Here is a 17966-nt window from a genome sequence, read left to right on the forward strand (position 1 = left end):
GCACATCGAGGTTTCCAGTTTCAGCACCGTGAGCATCTGCCCCAGCTCATCGTGCACTTCGCGGGCGATGCGTGCCTTCTCTTCTTCACGCACGCTTTCCAGGTGCGCCGACAGCTCACGCAGCTGCTCGCGGGACGCCGCCAGTTCCAGTTCGATGCGCTTGCTTTCGCTGATGTCCCAGACGATGCCATCCCAGACATAGGCGCCATCCTCCAGCTGGCGGGTGATTGCCTTGATCTCGGCCCAGCGCTGTTCACCCTGGGCGGTGAGGATGCGGCCTGCCACGACCAGTCACTGTCGGTGTCCAGTGCCTGATCCTGGGTCTGGTGGTAACTGGCCTTGTCGTCCGGTGCACCAGGCTGCGCAAGCCATGTCGCGGTGAGCGATGGCGGCCGGCGCGTAGCCGACCAGACTCTCACTGCCTCGCTGATGTAGGCGAAATCGATCTGCCCGGTCACTGGCGCCCGCTCCAGGCGAAACACCAGCCCCGGTACGTGGCGGCGATGCCTTGCAGGCGCGCTTCACTTTCCTGTAACGCGGCCAGCGCGCGGCGACGCTCGGTGACGTCGGTGAGATAAACCACCAGATACTCGCTGTCGCGAAAGCGCAGAAAACTCAGCGAAACGTCCGCCGGCAGGACGCTGCCATCGGCGCGCACGCAGCTGGTTTCAAAGCTCAGCGGTCCTTCTTCACTGGCCGCCGCGCGTTTCCACAGGTTGAGCCAGCGGTCCATGTGCAGACGGGTTCGAAATCGATCAGCGGCCGTTCGATCAACGCGCCCTGTGGATAACCGAGCATGCTTTCCGCCGCGCGGTTGGCGTAACGCACTGGCTGTCCCAGTTGACCCAAAGAATGCCGACAGTACTTTGATCGATGGAAAACTGGGTCAGGCGTAAGGCTCTTCGCTGGCCGCGCGCAGGGCGATGTCTTCCGGGCGGCCAGCAGGCGGTGTTCGAGGACTGTGTTGCTGGCGTCGTTGCCAGACCACAATGGCCACACAACTGAGCAACAACACCGCAAACAGCAAACTGAGGTTCTGCCAGAACCCCCGCGACTCCGACAGACGCGGGTATTTGGGTTGCAGCCATTGCGTGTGCAGGCGTTCCAGATCCTTCGCAGGAATCGCCCGCAGAGCACTTTCAACAATGCCGGCCAACGCGGCAGTCGCGCCGTGTGGCAATCCGCAACAGCTGCGGCAAGCGATATCGCAGACCACCACCAACCCGGCGAACTCAGGTTCGGCAGACAACCGTCGAGTTGCGCTTCATCCACCACGGCGTAGACGCCTGCTGGGTCAACAGCAGTTGCAGCGCCTGACGCTCCAGCGGCACGCCTTGCAGATTCAGATGGGGATAGGTGCTGCGCAAATAGTCCTGCCGTCACGCTGGGGCATGCGCACGGCGACGCGCGACAGGCTGTCGAGTTTTTCCAGCTCGACCACGCCGCCGCTCTTCTGGTCGCTGACCACCAGTTGCGGCACCCGCATGTAGGGATCGGAAAACTGCCACAGACGCAGTGCACCCGGGGTCTGGGTCAGGCCCGGGGCGATGTTCGATTTCGCCGTCTCGCGGCGGCGCCTCCTCCAGTTGCGCCAGGATCCTGAAAATTGCGCCAGCTCAACTCGACGGTTCAAGGTCTTGGCCAAGTGACTTCATCAATTCGACATTGCGCCCGGACAGAGCCTGCAGACGTCGGTCGTATTGCGCGTACGGCGCTGCAGCACCAGGCCCACACGCAAACTCACGGTGCTGCGCCAGCCATTGCTGCTCGGCGGGCGTCAACAGCGCTGCATGCGCCGCCGGCGCAGACGCCGCCCAGCCCATCAAGGGAAAACACAACCCGCCGATAACCCACAGGCAGCAAAAAACGCATCATTGAAGTCTCGTACACTGACAAATTCTGACCAACCCATTAGGCTGCCGGATACTTTTCTGCCTGGAATTAACCGATGCCCTCTGTCTATCGCCTGGCAATGCCAGCATTGTGCTGTCGCTGATCCTGCCTTGTGCGTTTTCCGTCGAAGCCGCCGATCCGCGCCCGCCTCCTCCGTCGAGCAAACCGGCCGCCGAAAAACCGCCGAACGCCAGCCACTGCTTGAGCGTAGTCAGGAGAAGCCGCAGCACTCGAACGCAAAGTCCGGCACAAGAACAGCAGCAACTGCAGCCGGCGCCGACACTTTCCTCGCCCTGTGGAAACCGGCAACACTGCCGAACCCAAAGGTGCAGTGATTATTGTCCTCGGCCGGCGAAACCGCTGACTGGCCGCAAGTAATCGGCCGCTGCGCAACAAATTGCCGACGTCGAGTGAGCAGCCTGAGTATCACCCTGCCGGATCTGCAAAGCGATGTCATCGCTCCACGCGTGATTGCGCCCGCCGCCGCGCCGAAAGCCGCGGAAAGTGGCAGCAAGGATGCCACCACCGCGCAACCGATCGAACAGCCGCGGGCGGCGAAGCGGACGTGGCGGATCAGGTCGTGCCGAAACGACTGAAGAACAATCCAAGGCGGATGCCGAGCGAATCTTTGCGATCGACGCGGCCATTGCCTACGCCGAGCAACAAAGCGCACGCCGGGTCGTGGTCCTCGTCACGGCACAGGTGCCTACTGGGCCGCACGCTTCTCAGCGAGCGGCAGACTGCTCAAGTCGAGAAACTGCTGATGGTCGATGCGCAAACGCCGAGCAGGCCAAGCACAATTGGCCGAGCTGACGCCGACCCTGAAGTTGCCGACGGCGGATATTTCTACATGGACAAGGCGCTGGATCGCAACGCGGCACTGGAGCGCATGCAGGCCAGCAAGCGCCTGAAGACTTCGCGTTCAGCCAGGTGCGCTCAAGGCGTTGCCGGATAAAAAGGCTGAGCAGGAACAGCTGTTTCGGCGGTGCGTGGCTGGTTGAACCCGCAGAAGACTGACTGATAGAAACAAAAGCAAAAGATCGCAGCTGCGCAGCTCCTACCTCGAATGCTTTCCTGTAGGAGCTGCCGCAGGCTGCGATCTTTTGCTCTTTTGATCGCTAGCGAAAATCCCGCGCGCCCGAATCAGGGTAAACGCGTTGTGCAGCTCACGGGTTTTCTCGGTCGCCTCGCGCACCTGCTCAGGCGTCGCTCCGCTGCCGGCGATCTTGTCCGGGTGATGACGACTGAGCAGCCGTCGATAGGCGCGCTTGATCTGTGCCGGCTCGCTGGTCGCCGACACGCCGAGCAGGCGCATCGCTTCCTGATAACTCACCGCCGCACTGACAATCGGCCGTTTATTGGGCTCGTAATCATTGGCCAGCGCCTGGATCTGGTGCGTCGTCCAGCCCAGCCACTTGCCCCACTGCGCCAATAATTCGCGCTCACTGACGCCCGCACGACCGTCGGCCCAGACCATCCGCCAGCAGGCGCGCAACACACCTTCGGCGGCATGCGGCTGAGCACTCAGGCGCCGCAGATAACCGCGCAGGCGGTCGCCACCGGACTTTCCACGATTGAACGCCGCAATCGCCCGCCGCCGCGCCGGCTCGCTCATTTCCAGCGCGTTCATTTCATTGCGCGCCTGCTGGATATGGCCGTCCGTCACCCGTCCGTCACTCTTGGCCAGACGCCCGAGCAACACGAACAACAATTCGTCGTTGCGCAACATCGGCCGTCCGCCGAGCTTTTCCCGCAGATGCCCCCAGCTCTGCAAGTGCAGGCGCCGATCCAGCGCCTGCCCCAACAATGCCCCAAGCATGGCCCCCGGAATGCTGGCGATCGCAAAACCCGCTCCGGCTCCAATCAGAGTCCCTGGCCACAACATATCAACGACTCGCTTCTATCAATGCTTCGGCTTCGGCCAGACGCTCATGCGTGCCGACATCCACCCAATGGCCTTTCAGACGTTCACCGCTGACCTGCCCGTCTGCCATGGCTTTGCGCAGCAACGGTGCAAGCTTGAAGGCCCCTTGCGTGCAGCCATCGAACAACTGCGGATGCAGGACGGCGATGCCGCTGTAGGTCAGGGTTGCCGCGTCCGGTTGGCCATCGATCACCTGACCGTCGGTCAAGATGAAATCGCCTTGCGGGTGGTGGGCCGGGTTGTCCGCCAGCACCAGATGCGCCAGACCGTTGATCGGTTGGTGCAGTACGCTGAAGTCGTAGTCGGTCCAGATATCGCCGTTGACCACCAAAAAGGCGTCGTCACCGAGCAACGGCAAAGCACGGAAAATCCCGCCGCCGGTTTCCAGCGGCTCGCCTTCCGGCGAGTACTGGATGCTCACGCCAAACTGCGAACCATCGCTCAGGTAATCCTCGATCTGCTGACCGAGCCAGGCATGGTTGATCACGATTTCACTGAAACCAGCCGCCGCCAGCGCCCGCAGGTGGTATTCGATCAATGGCACGCCGCCGGCACGCACCAGCGGCTTGGGTGTGGTCAGGGTCAGCGGGCGCATGCGCTCGCCCTTGCCTGCCGCCAGAATCATCGCCTTCATGCGGCCACTCCACCACGCAGACTGGCGAGCAAAGCCTGCAGATCCGCCAGTTCAGGACGACGCGCAAGCACCGCTTCTATATAGGCGAAGAAACGCGGCACGTCGGCCAGGTAGCGCGGCTTGCCATCGCGATGGCAGATGCGGGCGAAGATGCCGATGACTTTCAGGTGGCGTTGTACGCCCATCAGGTCGCTGGCACGCAGGAAGTCTTCGAAGTCAGCTTGCACCGGAATGTCCAGCGCCGAGGCTTGCTGCCAGTAACTTTCCAGCCAGCCGCGCACGCGCTCTTCAGGCCAGCTGAGGAAGGCGTCCTTGAACAGGCAGGTGACGTCGTAGGTGACCGGGCCATACACCGCATCCTGAAAGTCCAGCACACCGGGATTCGGCTCGCTGAGCATCAGGTTGCGCGGCATGTAGTCGCGGTGCACCAGGACTTTCGGCTGGGCCAGGGCGCTGTCGATCAGCAGCTCGCTGACGGACTGCCATTGTTGCTGCTGTGCTGCGTCGAACTCGATGCCGAGCTCGCGTTTCACGTACCACTCGGGGAACAATTCCAGCTCACGGCGCAGCAGCGCGACGTCGTAGCTCGGCAGTGGTGCGATCATCGGCAATTGCTGAAAAGCCAACAGCGCCTGCAGGGCATCGCTGAACAAGGCGTCGGCATTTTCGCCGTCGATTACGTCGAGATAGGTCTTGTTGCCCAGGTCATTGAGCAAAAGAAAACCGCGTTCGAGGTCTTCTGCATAAATTTTCGGCACGTTAATTCCGGATTTCGCCAGCAAAAAGGCGATATCCACGAACGGTTTGCAGTTTTCCTGGGGCGGTGGCGCGTCCATCACGACGAAACTGCGGCCCGCGCCTTCCCAGCGGAAATACCGGCGGAAACTCGCGTCGCTGCTGGCCGCGGTCAACGTGGCCGGGGGCACGGCGCCCCAGCCTTGATCTGCAAACAGGATTGCCAACTGCTCATCGAGCCAAACTTTCAGGTGTTGCAAGCGTACATCTTGGTCAGGCATTGCAAGGGTCTCCGACGGCGCTAGCCGTCAAGCGGGTCATGCTTTATTATCCAGCATCTTTTTCAGACCATCGAGAGGCGTGCGGCCCACACCGCGGGCAGATGGCACGCAGGAAGCCCGGACTAATAAGATGGCATTGAAATCCCCCGCGTTTCGTAAAAAATTTCCGTTGTTGGTAACCGGCAGTCTGCTGGCTATGCAACCTCTGGCCAGTCAATTCGTTGTTGCCGCCGAGCAGTATGACTGCGCCGTCTCGGCAACGGGTGGCTGGGCGTGTGCGCCCAAGACGCCGGCAGCTGCATTGCCGCCGCGTCCGGTGCATGACGGCAGCGCCGTCAGCGCCGCTGGCGAAGCCCCGGCCCAGAACGGTTCGACTGCCGACACCGGCGTCAAGCCTGTGCTGGTCACCGAAGCCAAGGGCCGCGGCCTGAAATCCCGTAGCGAAGACTACAGTCACCTCGACTGGGTTCCGCGCGAGAAGCTCACCGCCGCCCAATTGGCCGAGACCGGTCCTTACTGCTCTGGTTCCTATATCGAACCGATTCGTCCTGGCATGAATGACAAGACGAATAAAAGTGACGCACCGACCTTTATCGGCGCCAAAGCCTCGCGCTACAACACCGAAGATCAGGTGGGTACGCTGGCCGGCGACGTGGTCCTGCGTCAGGGCAGCATGCAGGTCGAGTCCGACGAGGCCAGCCTGTATCAGGCCGAGAGCCGCGCCGAACTCAATGGCGACGTACGCATTCGCGACAACGGTGCACTGATCGTCGGCGACCACGCCGATGTACAGCTCGACACCGGTGAAGCCAAGGTCGACAACGCCGAATACGTGATGCACAAATCGCGCATCCGCGGTAACGCGCTATACGCCAAGCGTGCCGAGAACGCGATCATCCGCTTGAAGGACGGCACGTACACCACGTGCGAACCGAACAGCAACGCCTGGCAGCTCAAGGGCAACAACATCACCCTGAACCCGGCCACCGGCTTCGGTACCAGCGACCAACGTGACGCTGCGGGTCAAGGACATTCCTATCCTGTACACGCCGTACATCTACTTCCCGATCGACGACCGTCGCCAATCGGGTTTCCTGCCGCGACCATCGGCACCGGCAGCGACACTGGCTTCATGCTGGTCACCCCGTACTACTTCAACCTGGCGCCGAACTACGATGCCACGTTGTACCCGCGCTACATGAGCAAGCGCGGCATGCTGGTCGAAGGCGAGTTCCGTTACCTGACCAAGTCCAGCGAAGGCCAGTTCGGTGCGGCGTATCTGAACGACGAAGATACCGATCGCAGCAAGCAGACCGACTACGAAAAAAATCGCTACATGTACAACTGCAGCACAAGGGTGGTCTCGACTCCCGAGTGATGACTCAGGTTGACTACACCAAGATCAGCGATCCGTACTACTTCCAGGACCTGAGCACCGATCAGATCGGTGTGAAGAGCGCTGACTATGTGAACCAGCAGGGATCGGTGACCTACCGCGGTGACAGCTACACCGCACGCCTGAATGCTCAGCAGTACCAATTGGCTACTGTTTCGAACATTACGCCGTACGGCCGTCTGCCGCAGATCACCTTCAATGGTCAGTTGCCGTATCACCCGGAAGGTTTGAATTTCGATTACGAGACCGAGCTTGTGCGGTTTGATCGTGATCTGAAAACAGGAAGCTTTACGGATGAAGACGGCAACGTCTCGCCACGCCTCGATACCAACGTACAGGGTCTGGCGCGCGCCAATGGCGACCGTCTGAATCTGAAACCAGGCGTCAGCCTGCCGATGAACTGGACCTATGGTTTCCTGAAACCATCGCTCAAGTACCAGTACACCCAGTACGACCTTGATCTGGATCAGCGAGGGAAAGACACCCTGCTGGCCGGCGAAAACTATAGTCGTAATCAGAGCCGTGGCGTACCGATCGCCAGCGTCGACAGCGGCCTGTACTTCGACCGCAACACGTCGTACTTCGGCAAGAACTATCGCCAGACCCTGGAACCGCGCCTGTTCTACCTGTATGTACCCAAGGTTGATCAGGAAGACATTCCGGTATTCGACACCAGCGAATACACCTTCAACTACGCTTCGCTGTTCCGTGACAACCGCTTCTCCGGTGCCGACCGTGTCGGTGACGAGAACAAACTGTCGCTGGGCGTGACCAGCCGCTGGATCGAAGACGATGGATTCGAGCGTCAGCGCATCAGCGTCGGTCAGGCTTACTACTTCAAGGATCGTGAAGTCCAACTGCCAGGCATCGCGTTCAAGGATCGCAAGGATGCCCAGTCCGACGTGTCGCCATACGCGCTGGAATACGAATACCGCTGGAACCGCGATTGGCGCACCACGGCCGATTACAACTGGGACCCGGACAGCCGCAGCCCACGCTCCGGCAGCGCGATGTTCCACTACCAGCCAGAAGACAACCCGAACAAGGTGGTCAACGTCGGTTATCGCTATCGCAACGACCAGGTTCGTTACGATCAGACCACCGGCAAATGGTCGGTGGGTGGTGGCGACTACGGCACCCCGGGGCAGCCTGGCTACGTGAAGGACTACTACAAGATCCAGCAGCATGACTTCTCGGTCATCTGGCCGATCGTTCCGCAGTGGAGCGCGATCAGCCGCTGGCAGTACGACTACAACCGCAACCGTACGCTGGAAGCCTTTGGTGGTTTCGAGTACGACAACTGCTGCTGGAAACTGCGCCTGATCAACCGTTACTGGGTTTCCTACGACGAATTCAGTCAGGAAGCTCCGCAAAACGAAAAAGGCGACCACGGCGTCTTCCTCCAAATTGTTCTGAAGGGACTCGGCGGCCTGACTGGCGCCAAGGTAGAGAGCTTCCTCGACAAAGGCATCCAAGGTTATCGTCAACGTGAAGACCAAGCTTTCTGATTCTCTGCGCCCGCTGTTGCTGGGCGCGCTGTTCCTGGGTACTGCGGCCAACGCCGCAGTACAGTCCATCGATAAAGTGGTTGCGATCGTTGATAACGACGTGGTCATGCAGAGCCAGCTGGACCAGCGTGTCCATGAAGTTCAGCAGACCATCGCCAAGCGTGGCGGCGGCATGCCGCCGCCGGGCGTGCTGGATCAGCAGGTGCTCGAGCGCTTGATCGTCGAAAACCTGCAACTGCAGATCGGCGAGCGTTCCGGCATCCGCATTACCGACGAAGAGCTGAACCAGGCAGTCGGCAACCATCGCCCAACGCAACAACATGACCGTGGATCAATTCCGCGCCGCCCTGGCTCACGACGGTTTGTCCTATGACGACGCCCGTGACCAGATCAAGCGCGAGATGATCATCAGCCGCGTGCGTCAGCGCCGCGTGGCAGAACGCATTCAGGTCTCCGAGCAGGAAGTGAAGAACTTCCTCGCTTCCGACCTGGGCAAGATGCAACTGTCCGAAGAGCTGCACCTGGCCAACATCCTGATCCCGACGCCGGAAAGCGCCAGTTCTGAAGCGATTCAGAGCGCTTACCGTCAGGCCATGGACGTTTACCAGCAACTCAAGCAAGGCGCTGACTTCGGTCAGATGGCCGTTGCCAAATCCGGCAGCGACAACGCCCTGGAAGGCGGCGACATGGGCTGGCGTAAAGCTGCGCAATTGCCACCGCCGTTCGACCGCGAGTTGAGCAGCATGGCGGTGGGCGACATCACTCAGCCTGCCCGCACTCCGGGTGGTTTCATCATTCTCAAGCTGCTGGCCAAACGGGGTGGCGAAACCCAGATGCGTGATGAGGTGCATGTGCGCCACATCCTGGTCAAGCCAAGCCCGATCCGCGACGAAGCCAAGACCAAAGCCCTGGTGCAATCGCTGTACGAGCGCATCCTGGCCGGTGAAGACTTCGCTGAACTGGCGAAGAACTACTCCGAAGACCCGGGCTCGGCGCTCAACGGCGGCGACCTGAACTGGATTGACCCGAACGCACTGGTACCGGAATTCCGCGAAGTGATGGCCAAGACCCCACAAGGTCAGCTGTCCAAGCCGTTCCAGACCCAGTACGGCTGGCACGTGCTGGAAGTCCTTGGCCGCCGCGCCACCGACAGCACCGAATCGGCACGCGAGCAACAGGCAATGAATGTTCTGCGTAACAAAAAATACGATGAAGAGCTGCAAAACTGGCTGCGTCAGATTCGTGAAGAAGCCTACGTAGAAATCAAACTCCCTGGTGCAGACCAGGCAGCGCAGTGAAACCCAAGCGTTTCGCGCTGACACCCGGCGAACCAGCCGGCATCGGTCCCGACCTGTGCCTGCTGCTCGCCTCGCAAGCCCAGCCACATCCCCTGATTGCCATCACCAGCCGCGACCTGCTTACCGAGCGGGCCGCGCAGTTGGGGCTGGCCGTCTCTTTGCTTGAGGTTGCGCCTGACAACTGGCCGGCTGTTCCAGCCCCCGCCGGTAGCCTGTATGTCTGGGATACTCCACTCAGCGCTCCGGTGGTCGCTGGACAACTGAGCAAGGCTAACGCCGCCTTCGTCCTCGAAACCCTGACCCGTGCCGGCAACGGCTGCCTGAACGGCGACTTCGCCGGGATGATCACCGCTCCGGTACACAAGGGCGTGATCAACGAATCCGGTATCCCGTTCTCCGGACACACGGAATTCCTCGCCGACCTGACCCACACCGCCCAAGTGGTGATGATGCTCGCTACTCGCGGTTTGCGCGTGGCCCTGGTCACCACTCACCTGCCCCTGCGCGAGATTGCCGATGCAATCACCCCGGAGCGGCTGGAACGGGTCACGCGAATTCTGCACGCCGACCTGCAAGACAAATTCGGCATCGCCCGGCCACGTATTCTGGTCTGCGGACTCAACCCGCACGCCGGTGAAGGCGGACACCTGGGCCATGAAGAAATCGACATCATCGAACCGACATTGGAGCGCCTGCGCGGCGAGGGCATGGACCTCCGTGGCCCGCTGCCTGCCGACACTCTGTTTACCCCCAAATATCTGGAGCACTGCGACGCAGTGCTGGCGATGTACCACGACCAGGGCCTGCCCGTGCTGAAGTACAAAGGCTTCGGCGCGGCGGTCAACGTGACCCTCGGCCTGCCGATCATCCGCACGTCGGTCGACCACGGCACTGCCCTGGATCTGGCCGGCAGCGGCAAGATCGACACCGGCAGCCTGCAGGTCGCCCTGGAAACCGCCTACCAGATGGCCGAGACCCGTTTATGACCGAGCAATACCAACACAAGGCGCGCAAACGCTTTGGCCAGAACTTCCTGCACGATGCCGGCGTCATCGACCGCATCCTGCGCTCCATCAGCGCCAAGCCTGACGACCGCATGCTGGAAATCGGCCCGGGCCAGGGCGCACTGACCGCCGGCATCCTCAACTCCGGCGCACAACTCGACGTGGTGGAACTGGACAAGGACCTGATCCCGATCCTCAACCAGCAGTTCGCCGGCAAGAGCAACTTCAACCTGCATCAGGGCGATGCGCTGAAGTTCGACTTCAACACCCTCAACGCCGCGCCGAACAGTCTGCGTGTGGTGGGCAACCTGCCTTACAACATTTCCACGCCGCTGATTTTCCATCTGCTGAACAACGCCGGCATCATTCGCGACATGCACTTCATGCTGCAGAAGGAAGTGGTCGAGCGTCTGGCGGCCGGCCCGGGCGGCGGCGACTGGGGGCGTCTGTCGATCATGGTTCAGTACCACTGCCGCGTGGAGCACCTGTTCAACGTCGGCCCGGGCGCGTTCAATCCGCCGCCGAAGGTCGACTCGGCCATCGTCCGTCTGGTGCCGCACGCGGTGCTGCCGCACCCGGCCAAGGATCATCGCCTGCTCGAACGCGTCGTTCGCGAAGCCTTCAACCAGCGTCGCAAGACCCTGCGCAACACCCTCAAGCAATTGATGACCGCTGCCGAGATCGAAGCCGCAGGTGTCGATGGCAGCCTGCGCCCGAGCAACTGGACCTGGCCGCATTCGTGCGCCTGGCCGACAAGCTCAGCGAACAAGCCCCGCAAACTCCTGTCGCCGACTGACCGGCGATGAACGCTATCGGCAGGACGCCACTCTGGTTTACTGCCCGATACTTGCCTAGACTGATTCCCCATCAGCTACGCCTCGCGTTCCGCTTTGTTTAAGGCCCTTTTGCATGTCCGATCCTCGTTATCAGGTCGATGTCAGTGTCGTTACCCGCTACCTGGCAGACCAATCGCAACCCGAGCACCACCGCTTCGCCTTCGCCTACACCATCACCGTGCAGAACAATGGCGAGCGCCCTGCCCAGCTGATGTCACGACATTGGGTCATTACCGACGGTGACGGGCATGTCGAAGAGGTTCGCGGCGCCGGCGTTGTCGGCCAGCAACCACTGATCGAGGTCGGCAAAAGTCACACTTACAGCAGCGGCACAGTGATGACCACCAAGGTCGGCACCATGCAGGGCACTTACGAAATGGTCGCCGACGATGGCAAGCATTTCGACGCGATCATCAAGCCTTTCCGCCTCGCCGTGCCTGGAGCCCTGCACTGATGACGACGTACGCCGTCGGCGACCTGCAAGGCTGCCTTGCACCGCTCAAATGCCTGCTCAAGCAAGTCGCGTTCGACCCCAGGCTTGATCGGCTGTGGCTGGTCGGCGATCTGGTCAACCGTGGCCCTCAGTCGCTGGAGACCCTGCGGTTTCTCTATGGCATGCGCGAGTCGCTGGTCTGCGTACTCGGCAACCACGATCTGCATCTGCTCGCCGCCGCCAACAACATCGAGCGCCTGAAGAAATCCGACACCCTGCGCGAGATTCTCGAAGCCCCCGATGCGGCTGACCTGCTCGAATGGCTGCGCCAACAGAAACTCATGCACTACGACGAACAGCGCGAAGTCGCCATGGTGCACGCGGGCATCCCCCCGCAGTGGTCGTTGCGCAAGGCCTTGAAGTACGCCGCCGAAACCGAAGCCGCGCTGCGTGACGACAACCTGTTTCCGTTGTACCTCGATGGCATGTACGGCAACGAGCCGGCGAAGTGGGACAGTGATCTCACCGGCGTGACCCGTCTGCGCGTGATCACCAACTATTTCACCCGCATGCGCTTCTGCACCGCCGACGGCAAGCTCGACCTCAAGAGCAAGGAAGGCCTCGACACCGCGCCACCGGGCTACAAACCGTGGTTCCAGCACAAGGAGCGTAAAACCCGTGGCCTGCGGATCATTTTCGGCCACTGGGCCGCACTGGAAGGCGATGTCCGCGAACCGGGCGTCTCGGCACTGGACACCGGTTGTGTCTGGGGCGGCAGCCTGACCCTGATGAACGTCGACAGCGGCGAGCGCGTGTCGTGCAAATGCGATGAGCACGGCGGGCTTGCCCCGACCGTCGCCCCACTTATCCCGAAACGTCGCCAGTCAGCGTCCCGCGTTAGACTGCGCATTCTGCCGAGCTACAGGAACCCGCCATGAGCGAATTCAAACGAATCCCCCCGGAACAGGCCCAGGCCCTGCGTGAACAAGGCGCTGTGGTGGTCGACATCCGCGACCCGCAAACCTATGCCGCGCTGCACATCGCCGGCTCGACCCATCTGGATAACCACTCGATCTCGAATTCATCCGTAACGCCGATCTCGACGCACCGCTGGTGGTGGTCTGCTATCACGGCAACTCCAGCCAGAACGCTGCGGCTTACCTGACCAGCCAGGGCTTCTCCGACGTCTACAGCATGGACGGCGGCTTCGAGCTGTGGCGTACGACTTATCCTGCGGAAACCGCGGAAGGCAGCGCAGAATAATTTTTTGTCACGCGCAGGCCCGGCTCACGCGGGCCTGCGCGTGACAGACGAACGGTCTGCCACAACTAATTACGTATCTCGCCTTTACCTCTCGAATTCCCAACTATCCTTAAGCCCAGGCCATCCAAAACAGGGGAGAGCCGGTACACCGGCGCACGGGTCATCGGGAGTGACTTTCAAGGTTGTCGACCGCGAAAGTGTTCTGGGGGGTAAACAAGTGGCCACCACGGCTGCTTGCCAGCATCGACTGAGTGATCCGGCGTCGGCTCCACGTATCGAGCGAGGTGACGTCATGAGTATCTTTAGCCACTTTCCAACAACGCTTCGAGTCCACACGCCAGGAAGAACTCTCGCTGCAGGAGTACCTGGAGCTGTGCAAAAAGGATCGCAGCGCTTACGTTTCCGCCGCCGAGCGTCTACTGATGGCTATTGGCGAACCCGAGCTGCTCGATACGTCGACCAACTCGCGGCTGTCGCGGATCTTCTCCAACAAGGTGATTCGTCGCTATCCGGCCTTTGAAGACTTCCACGGGATGGAAGAATGCATCGACCAGATCGTCTCGTATTTCCGCCATGCCGCCCAAGGCCTGGAAGAGAAGAAACAGATTCTCTACCTGCTCGGCCCCGTCGGTGGCGGTAAGTCGTCCCTGGCCGAGAAGCTGAAACAGTTGATGGAAAAAGTGCCCTTCTATGCGATCAAGGGCTCGCCGGTATTCGAATCACCTCTGGGTCTGTTCAACGCCACCGAAGATGGCGCGATCCTTGAGGAAGACTTCGGCATCCCACGGCGCTATCTCAACACCATCATGTCGCCATGGGCGACCAAACGCCTGGCTGAATTTGGCGGCGACATCAGCCAGTTCCGCGTGGTCAAGCTGTACCCGTCGATTCTCAACCAGATCGCCGTGGCCAAGACCGAACCGGGCGACGAGAACAACCAGGACATCTCCGCGCTGGTGGGCAAGGTCGACATCCGCAAACTCGAGGAATACCCACAGAACGACGCCGACGCCTACAGCTACTCCGGCGCGCTGTGCCGGGCCAACCAGGCCTGATGGAATTCGTCGAAATGTTCAAGGCACCGATCAAGGTGCTGCACCCATTGCTGACCGCCACCCAGGAAGGCAACTACAACAGTACCGAAGGCCTCGGTGCGATTCCGTTCACCGGGATCCTGCTCGCGCACATCCAACGAATCGGAGTGGCACACTTTCCGCAACAACAAGAACAACGAAGCCTTCATCGACCGGATCTATATCGTCAAAGTGCCGTACTGCCTGCGGGTCAGTGACGAAGTGAAGATCTACGACAAATTGCTGTTTAACAGCTCCCTGGCCAAGGCTCACTGCGCGCCGGACACCCTGAAGATGCTGGCGCAGTTCACTGTGCTGTCGCGCCTCAAGGAGCCGGAAAACTCCAACATCTATTCGAAGATGCGTGTCTACGACGGGGAAAACCTCAAGGACACCGATCCGAAGGCCAAGTCGATTCAGGAATACCGCGATTCGGCGGGCGTCGACGAAGGCATGAACGGTCTGTCGACCCGCTTTGCCTTCAAGATCCTGTCCAAAGTGTTCAACTTCGATCCGCATGAAATCGCCGCCAACCCGGTACACCTGCTGTACGTGCTGGAACAGCAGATCGAGCAGGAACAGTTCCAGGCTGAAACCCGTGAACGCTACCTGCGCTACCTCAAGGAGTACCTGGCGCCGCGTTATATCGAATTCATCGGCAAGGAGATTCAGACCGCTTACCTGGAGTCTTACAGCGAGTACGGGCAGAACATCTTCGACCGCTACGTGCTGTATGCGGACTTCTGGATTCAGGATCAGGAATACCGCGATCCGGAAACCGGCGAGATTCTCAACCGCGTCGCCTTGAACGAAGAACTGGAGAAAATCGAGAAACCGGCCGGCATCAGCAATCCGAAGGATTTCCGCAACGAGATCGTCAACTTCGTGTTGCGCGCCCGAGCCAACAACAACGGCAAGAACCCGACCTGGCTCAGCTACGAAAAACTGCGAGTGGTCATCGAGAAGAAAATGTTCTCCAACACCGAAGACCTGCTGCCAGTCATCAGCTTCAATGCCAAAGCCAGCAAAGAGGATCAACAGAAACACAACGACTTCGTTACTCGAATGGTCGAACGCGGCTACACCGACAAACAGTACGACTGCTGTCCGAGTGGTACCTGCGGGTCAGAAAGTCACAGTAAACCGCGGCCGGTCAGACCGGTTGTCGTCAGCCCGAGGCCTGTGCCCGCATTTTCTGCTACACAGGCCTCTGGAAGGTGTTCGCAAGTCGGTAGCGAGGTACAGGCAGCATCCAGAGCGCTTGGGGGAGCGTGTACGCCCCTTGGCATTCGGCTCAATGCTGCATGACCGCTCCCGCCTTTGCAGGACAGCTTCTAAGGAGCAGTCATGAGCTATGTGATCGACCGACGTCTCAATGGCAAGAACAAGAGCACGGTGAACCGCCAGCGCTTCCTGCGGCGTTACCGTGATCACATCAAGAAGGCTGTCGAAGAGGCGGTCAGCCGGCGTTCCATCACTGACATGGAACACGGTGAGCAGATCAGCATTCCCGGTCGCGACATCGACGAACCGGTGCTTCACCACGGCCGCGGCGGCAAACAGACCGTGGTTCACCCCGGCAACAAGGAATTCACTGCCGGCGAACACATCGCCCGGCCACCGGGAGGGGGCGGCGGACGCGGTCCCGGCAAGGCTGGCAATTCCGGCGAGGGCATGGATGAATTCGTTTTCCAGATCACTCAGGAAGAATTCCTCGAATTCATGTTCGAAGACCTCGAACTGCCGAATCTGGTGAAACGCAATCTCAGCGGGACTGACACGTTCAAGACCGTGCGCGCCGGGATCAGCAACGAAGGCAACCCGTCGCGGATCAATATCATCCGCACCCTGCGCTCGGCCCATGCCCGGCGCATTGCCCTGTCCGGCAGCAGCCGCGCCAAGCTGCGCGAAGCCAAAGAGGAACTGGCGCGATTAAAACGCGAAGAGCCGGACAACTTCGGCGATATTCAGGAACTCGAGGCAGAAATCGAAAAGCTCAGCGCGCGCATCCACCGGGTGCCGTTTCTCGATACGTTCGACCTCAAATACAACCTGCTGGTCAAGCAGCCCAACCCCAGCTCCAAAGCGGTGATGTTCTGCCTGATGGACGTATCCGGTTCGATGACCCAGGCCACCAAGGACATTGCCAAACGCTTTTTCATCCTGCTGTACCTGTTCCTCAAACGTAACTACGACAAGATCGACGTGGTGTTCATTCGCCACCACACCAGCGCCCGGGAAGTGGACGAGGAAGAGTTCTTCTACTCGCGGGAAACCGGCGGCACCATCGTCTCCAGCGCCCTGAAACTGATGCAAGAGATCATGGCCGAGCGTTATCCGAGCAACGAGTGGAACATCTACGCCGCGCAGGCTTCCGACGGCGACAACTGGAACGACGACTCACCGATCTGCCGCGACATCCTGATCAACCAGATCATGCCGTTTGTGCAGTACTACACTTATGTGGAGATCACCCCACGCGAACACCAGGCCCTCTGGTACGAATACGAACGCATCGCCGAAGCCTTTTCCGACACGTTTGCCCAGCAGCAACTGGTCTCGGCCGGGGATATTTATCCGGTCTTCCGTGAACTCTTCCAGCGCAGGTTAGTGACATGACCGCCAAAGAGCAGAAGCGCCAACCCATTTCCACCGGCTCCGAATGGACGTTCGAGCTGATTCAGGCCTACGACCGCGAGATCGCCCGGATTGCGGCCCGGTATGCTCTGGATACTTACCCCAACCAGATCGAAGTGATCACCGCCGAGCAGATGATGGACGCCTATGCCTCGGTTGGCATGCCACTGGGCTATCACCACTGGTCCTACGGCAAACACTTCCTCAGCACCGAGAAATCCTACAGCCGCGGGCAAATGGGTCTGGCTTACGAGATCGTGATCAACTCCGACCCGTGCATCGCCTATCTGATGGAGGAAAACACCATCTGTATGCAGGCCCTGGTTGTGGCGCACGCGTGCTATGGCCACAACAGCTTCTTCAAGGGCAACTACCTGTTCCGCACCTGGACCGACGCCAGCTCGATCATCGATTACCTGGTGTTCGCCAAGCAGTACATCATGCAGTGCGAGGAGCGCCACGGTATCGATGCGGTGGAGGACCTGCTCGACTCCTGCCATGCGCTGATGAACTACGGCGTCGACCGCTACAAACGTCCTTATCCGATTTCTGCTGAAGAGGAACGTCGGCGGCAGAAGGACCGCGAAGAGCACCTGCAGAAGCAGATCAACGATCTGTGGCGCACCATTCCCAAAGGCGCAGACAAATACAGCGACAAGGACAACGCCCGCTTCCCGGCCGAGCCGCAGGAAAACATCCTGTATTTCATCGAGAAGCACGCGCCGTTGCTGGAGCCGTGGCAACGGGAGATCGTGCGCATCGTGCGCAAGATCGCCCAGTATTTTTATCCACAGCGTCAGACGCAGGTGATGAACGAAGGCTGGGCCACGTTCTGGCACTACACGCTGATGAACGACCTGTATGACGAAGGCCTTGTGACCGACGGCTTCATGATGGAATTCCTTACCTCGCACACCAGCGTGGTGTTCCAGCCAGGTTTCGACAGCCCGTATTACAGCGGAATCAACCCCTACGCACTGGGGTTTGCGATGTATCGCGACATCCGCCGCATGTGCGAAAACCCTACCGAGGAAGACCGGCAATGGTTCCG

General features: G+C 60.3%; 7 protein-coding genes and 8 pseudogenes. 11 read left to right on the plus strand and 4 right to left on the minus strand.

Annotated features, from left to right (window positions below; all coding sequences use genetic code 11):
* A pseudogene (locus AB1J88_RS01110) lies at positions 1-1823 on the minus strand (PAS domain S-box protein); the annotation flags it as partial.
* A gap of 125 nt (positions 1824-1948) precedes the next feature.
* Between AB1J88_RS01110 and AB1J88_RS01115 the strand changes: the two are divergent.
* Positions 1949-2914 (plus strand): annotated as a pseudogene (locus AB1J88_RS01115) (DUF3530 family protein).
* Between the two features lie 102 nt (positions 2915-3016).
* Here the strand turns inward: AB1J88_RS01115 and AB1J88_RS01120 are convergent.
* The 3 genes and pseudogenes from AB1J88_RS01120 to AB1J88_RS01130 form a co-directional block, all read right to left on the minus strand.
* A pseudogene (locus tag AB1J88_RS01120) lies at positions 3017-3778 on the minus strand (TerB family tellurite resistance protein); the annotation flags it as partial.
* 1 nt (position 3779) lies between these two features.
* Positions 3780-4451, minus strand: a complete 672-nt coding sequence (gene murU, locus AB1J88_RS01125) for an N-acetylmuramate alpha-1-phosphate uridylyltransferase MurU (RefSeq protein ID WP_430289995.1) — start codon at positions 4449-4451, stop codon at positions 3780-3782.
* Positions 4448-5467 (minus strand): aminoglycoside phosphotransferase family protein, encoded by a 1020-nt coding sequence (locus AB1J88_RS01130; RefSeq protein ID WP_430289996.1) that lies wholly within the window; start codon positions 5465-5467, stop codon positions 4448-4450. Before AB1J88_RS01130 ends, murU begins: the two co-directional genes overlap by 4 nt.
* Before the next feature lie 130 nt (positions 5468-5597).
* Between AB1J88_RS01130 and AB1J88_RS01135 the strand changes: the two are divergent.
* The 10 genes and pseudogenes from AB1J88_RS01135 to AB1J88_RS01180 form a co-directional block, all read left to right on the plus strand.
* Positions 5598-8371: pseudogene (locus tag AB1J88_RS01135) on the plus strand (LPS-assembly protein LptD).
* Positions 8352-9669, plus strand: a pseudogene (surA, locus tag AB1J88_RS01140) (peptidylprolyl isomerase SurA). Before AB1J88_RS01135 ends, surA begins: the two co-directional pseudogenes overlap by 20 nt.
* A complete protein-coding gene (gene pdxA, locus AB1J88_RS01145) occupies positions 9666-10655 on the plus strand; it encodes a 4-hydroxythreonine-4-phosphate dehydrogenase PdxA (protein WP_430289997.1) in 990 nt (329 codons plus the stop codon). Before surA ends, pdxA begins: the two are co-directional and overlap by 4 nt.
* Positions 10652-11469, plus strand: a pseudogene (gene rsmA, locus AB1J88_RS01150) (16S rRNA (adenine(1518)-N(6)/adenine(1519)-N(6))-dimethyltransferase RsmA). The gene pdxA and the pseudogene rsmA overlap by 4 nt, the downstream one beginning before the upstream one ends.
* Before the next feature lie 113 nt (positions 11470-11582).
* Positions 11583-11963 (plus strand): Co2+/Mg2+ efflux protein ApaG, encoded by a 381-nt coding sequence (gene apaG, locus AB1J88_RS01155; RefSeq protein WP_108183985.1) that lies wholly within the window; start codon positions 11583-11585, stop codon positions 11961-11963.
* Positions 11963-12880, plus strand: a complete 918-nt coding sequence (locus AB1J88_RS01160; protein WP_430289998.1) for a symmetrical bis(5'-nucleosyl)-tetraphosphatase — start codon at positions 11963-11965, stop codon at positions 12878-12880. Before apaG ends, AB1J88_RS01160 begins: the two co-directional genes overlap by 1 nt.
* Positions 12877-13205 (plus strand): annotated as a pseudogene (gene glpE, locus AB1J88_RS01165) (thiosulfate sulfurtransferase GlpE). Before AB1J88_RS01160 ends, glpE begins: the two are co-directional and overlap by 4 nt.
* A gap of 292 nt (positions 13206-13497) precedes the next feature.
* Positions 13498-15420: pseudogene (locus AB1J88_RS01170) on the plus strand (PrkA family serine protein kinase).
* A 205-nt stretch (positions 15421-15625) separates the two neighbouring features.
* Positions 15626-16897, plus strand: coding sequence for a YeaH/YhbH family protein (locus AB1J88_RS01175; RefSeq protein WP_041070055.1), 1272 nt, complete (start codon positions 15626-15628; stop codon positions 16895-16897).
* The coding region (locus AB1J88_RS01180) for a SpoVR family protein (RefSeq protein WP_430289999.1) at positions 16894-17966 on the plus strand (1073 nt) is incomplete at its 3' end. The genes AB1J88_RS01175 and AB1J88_RS01180, both read left to right, overlap by 4 nt.

This window comes from Pseudomonas sp. S8 (assembly GCF_050473925.1).
GTDB classification, from domain to species: domain Bacteria; phylum Pseudomonadota; class Gammaproteobacteria; order Pseudomonadales; family Pseudomonadaceae; genus Aquipseudomonas; species Aquipseudomonas parakoreensis.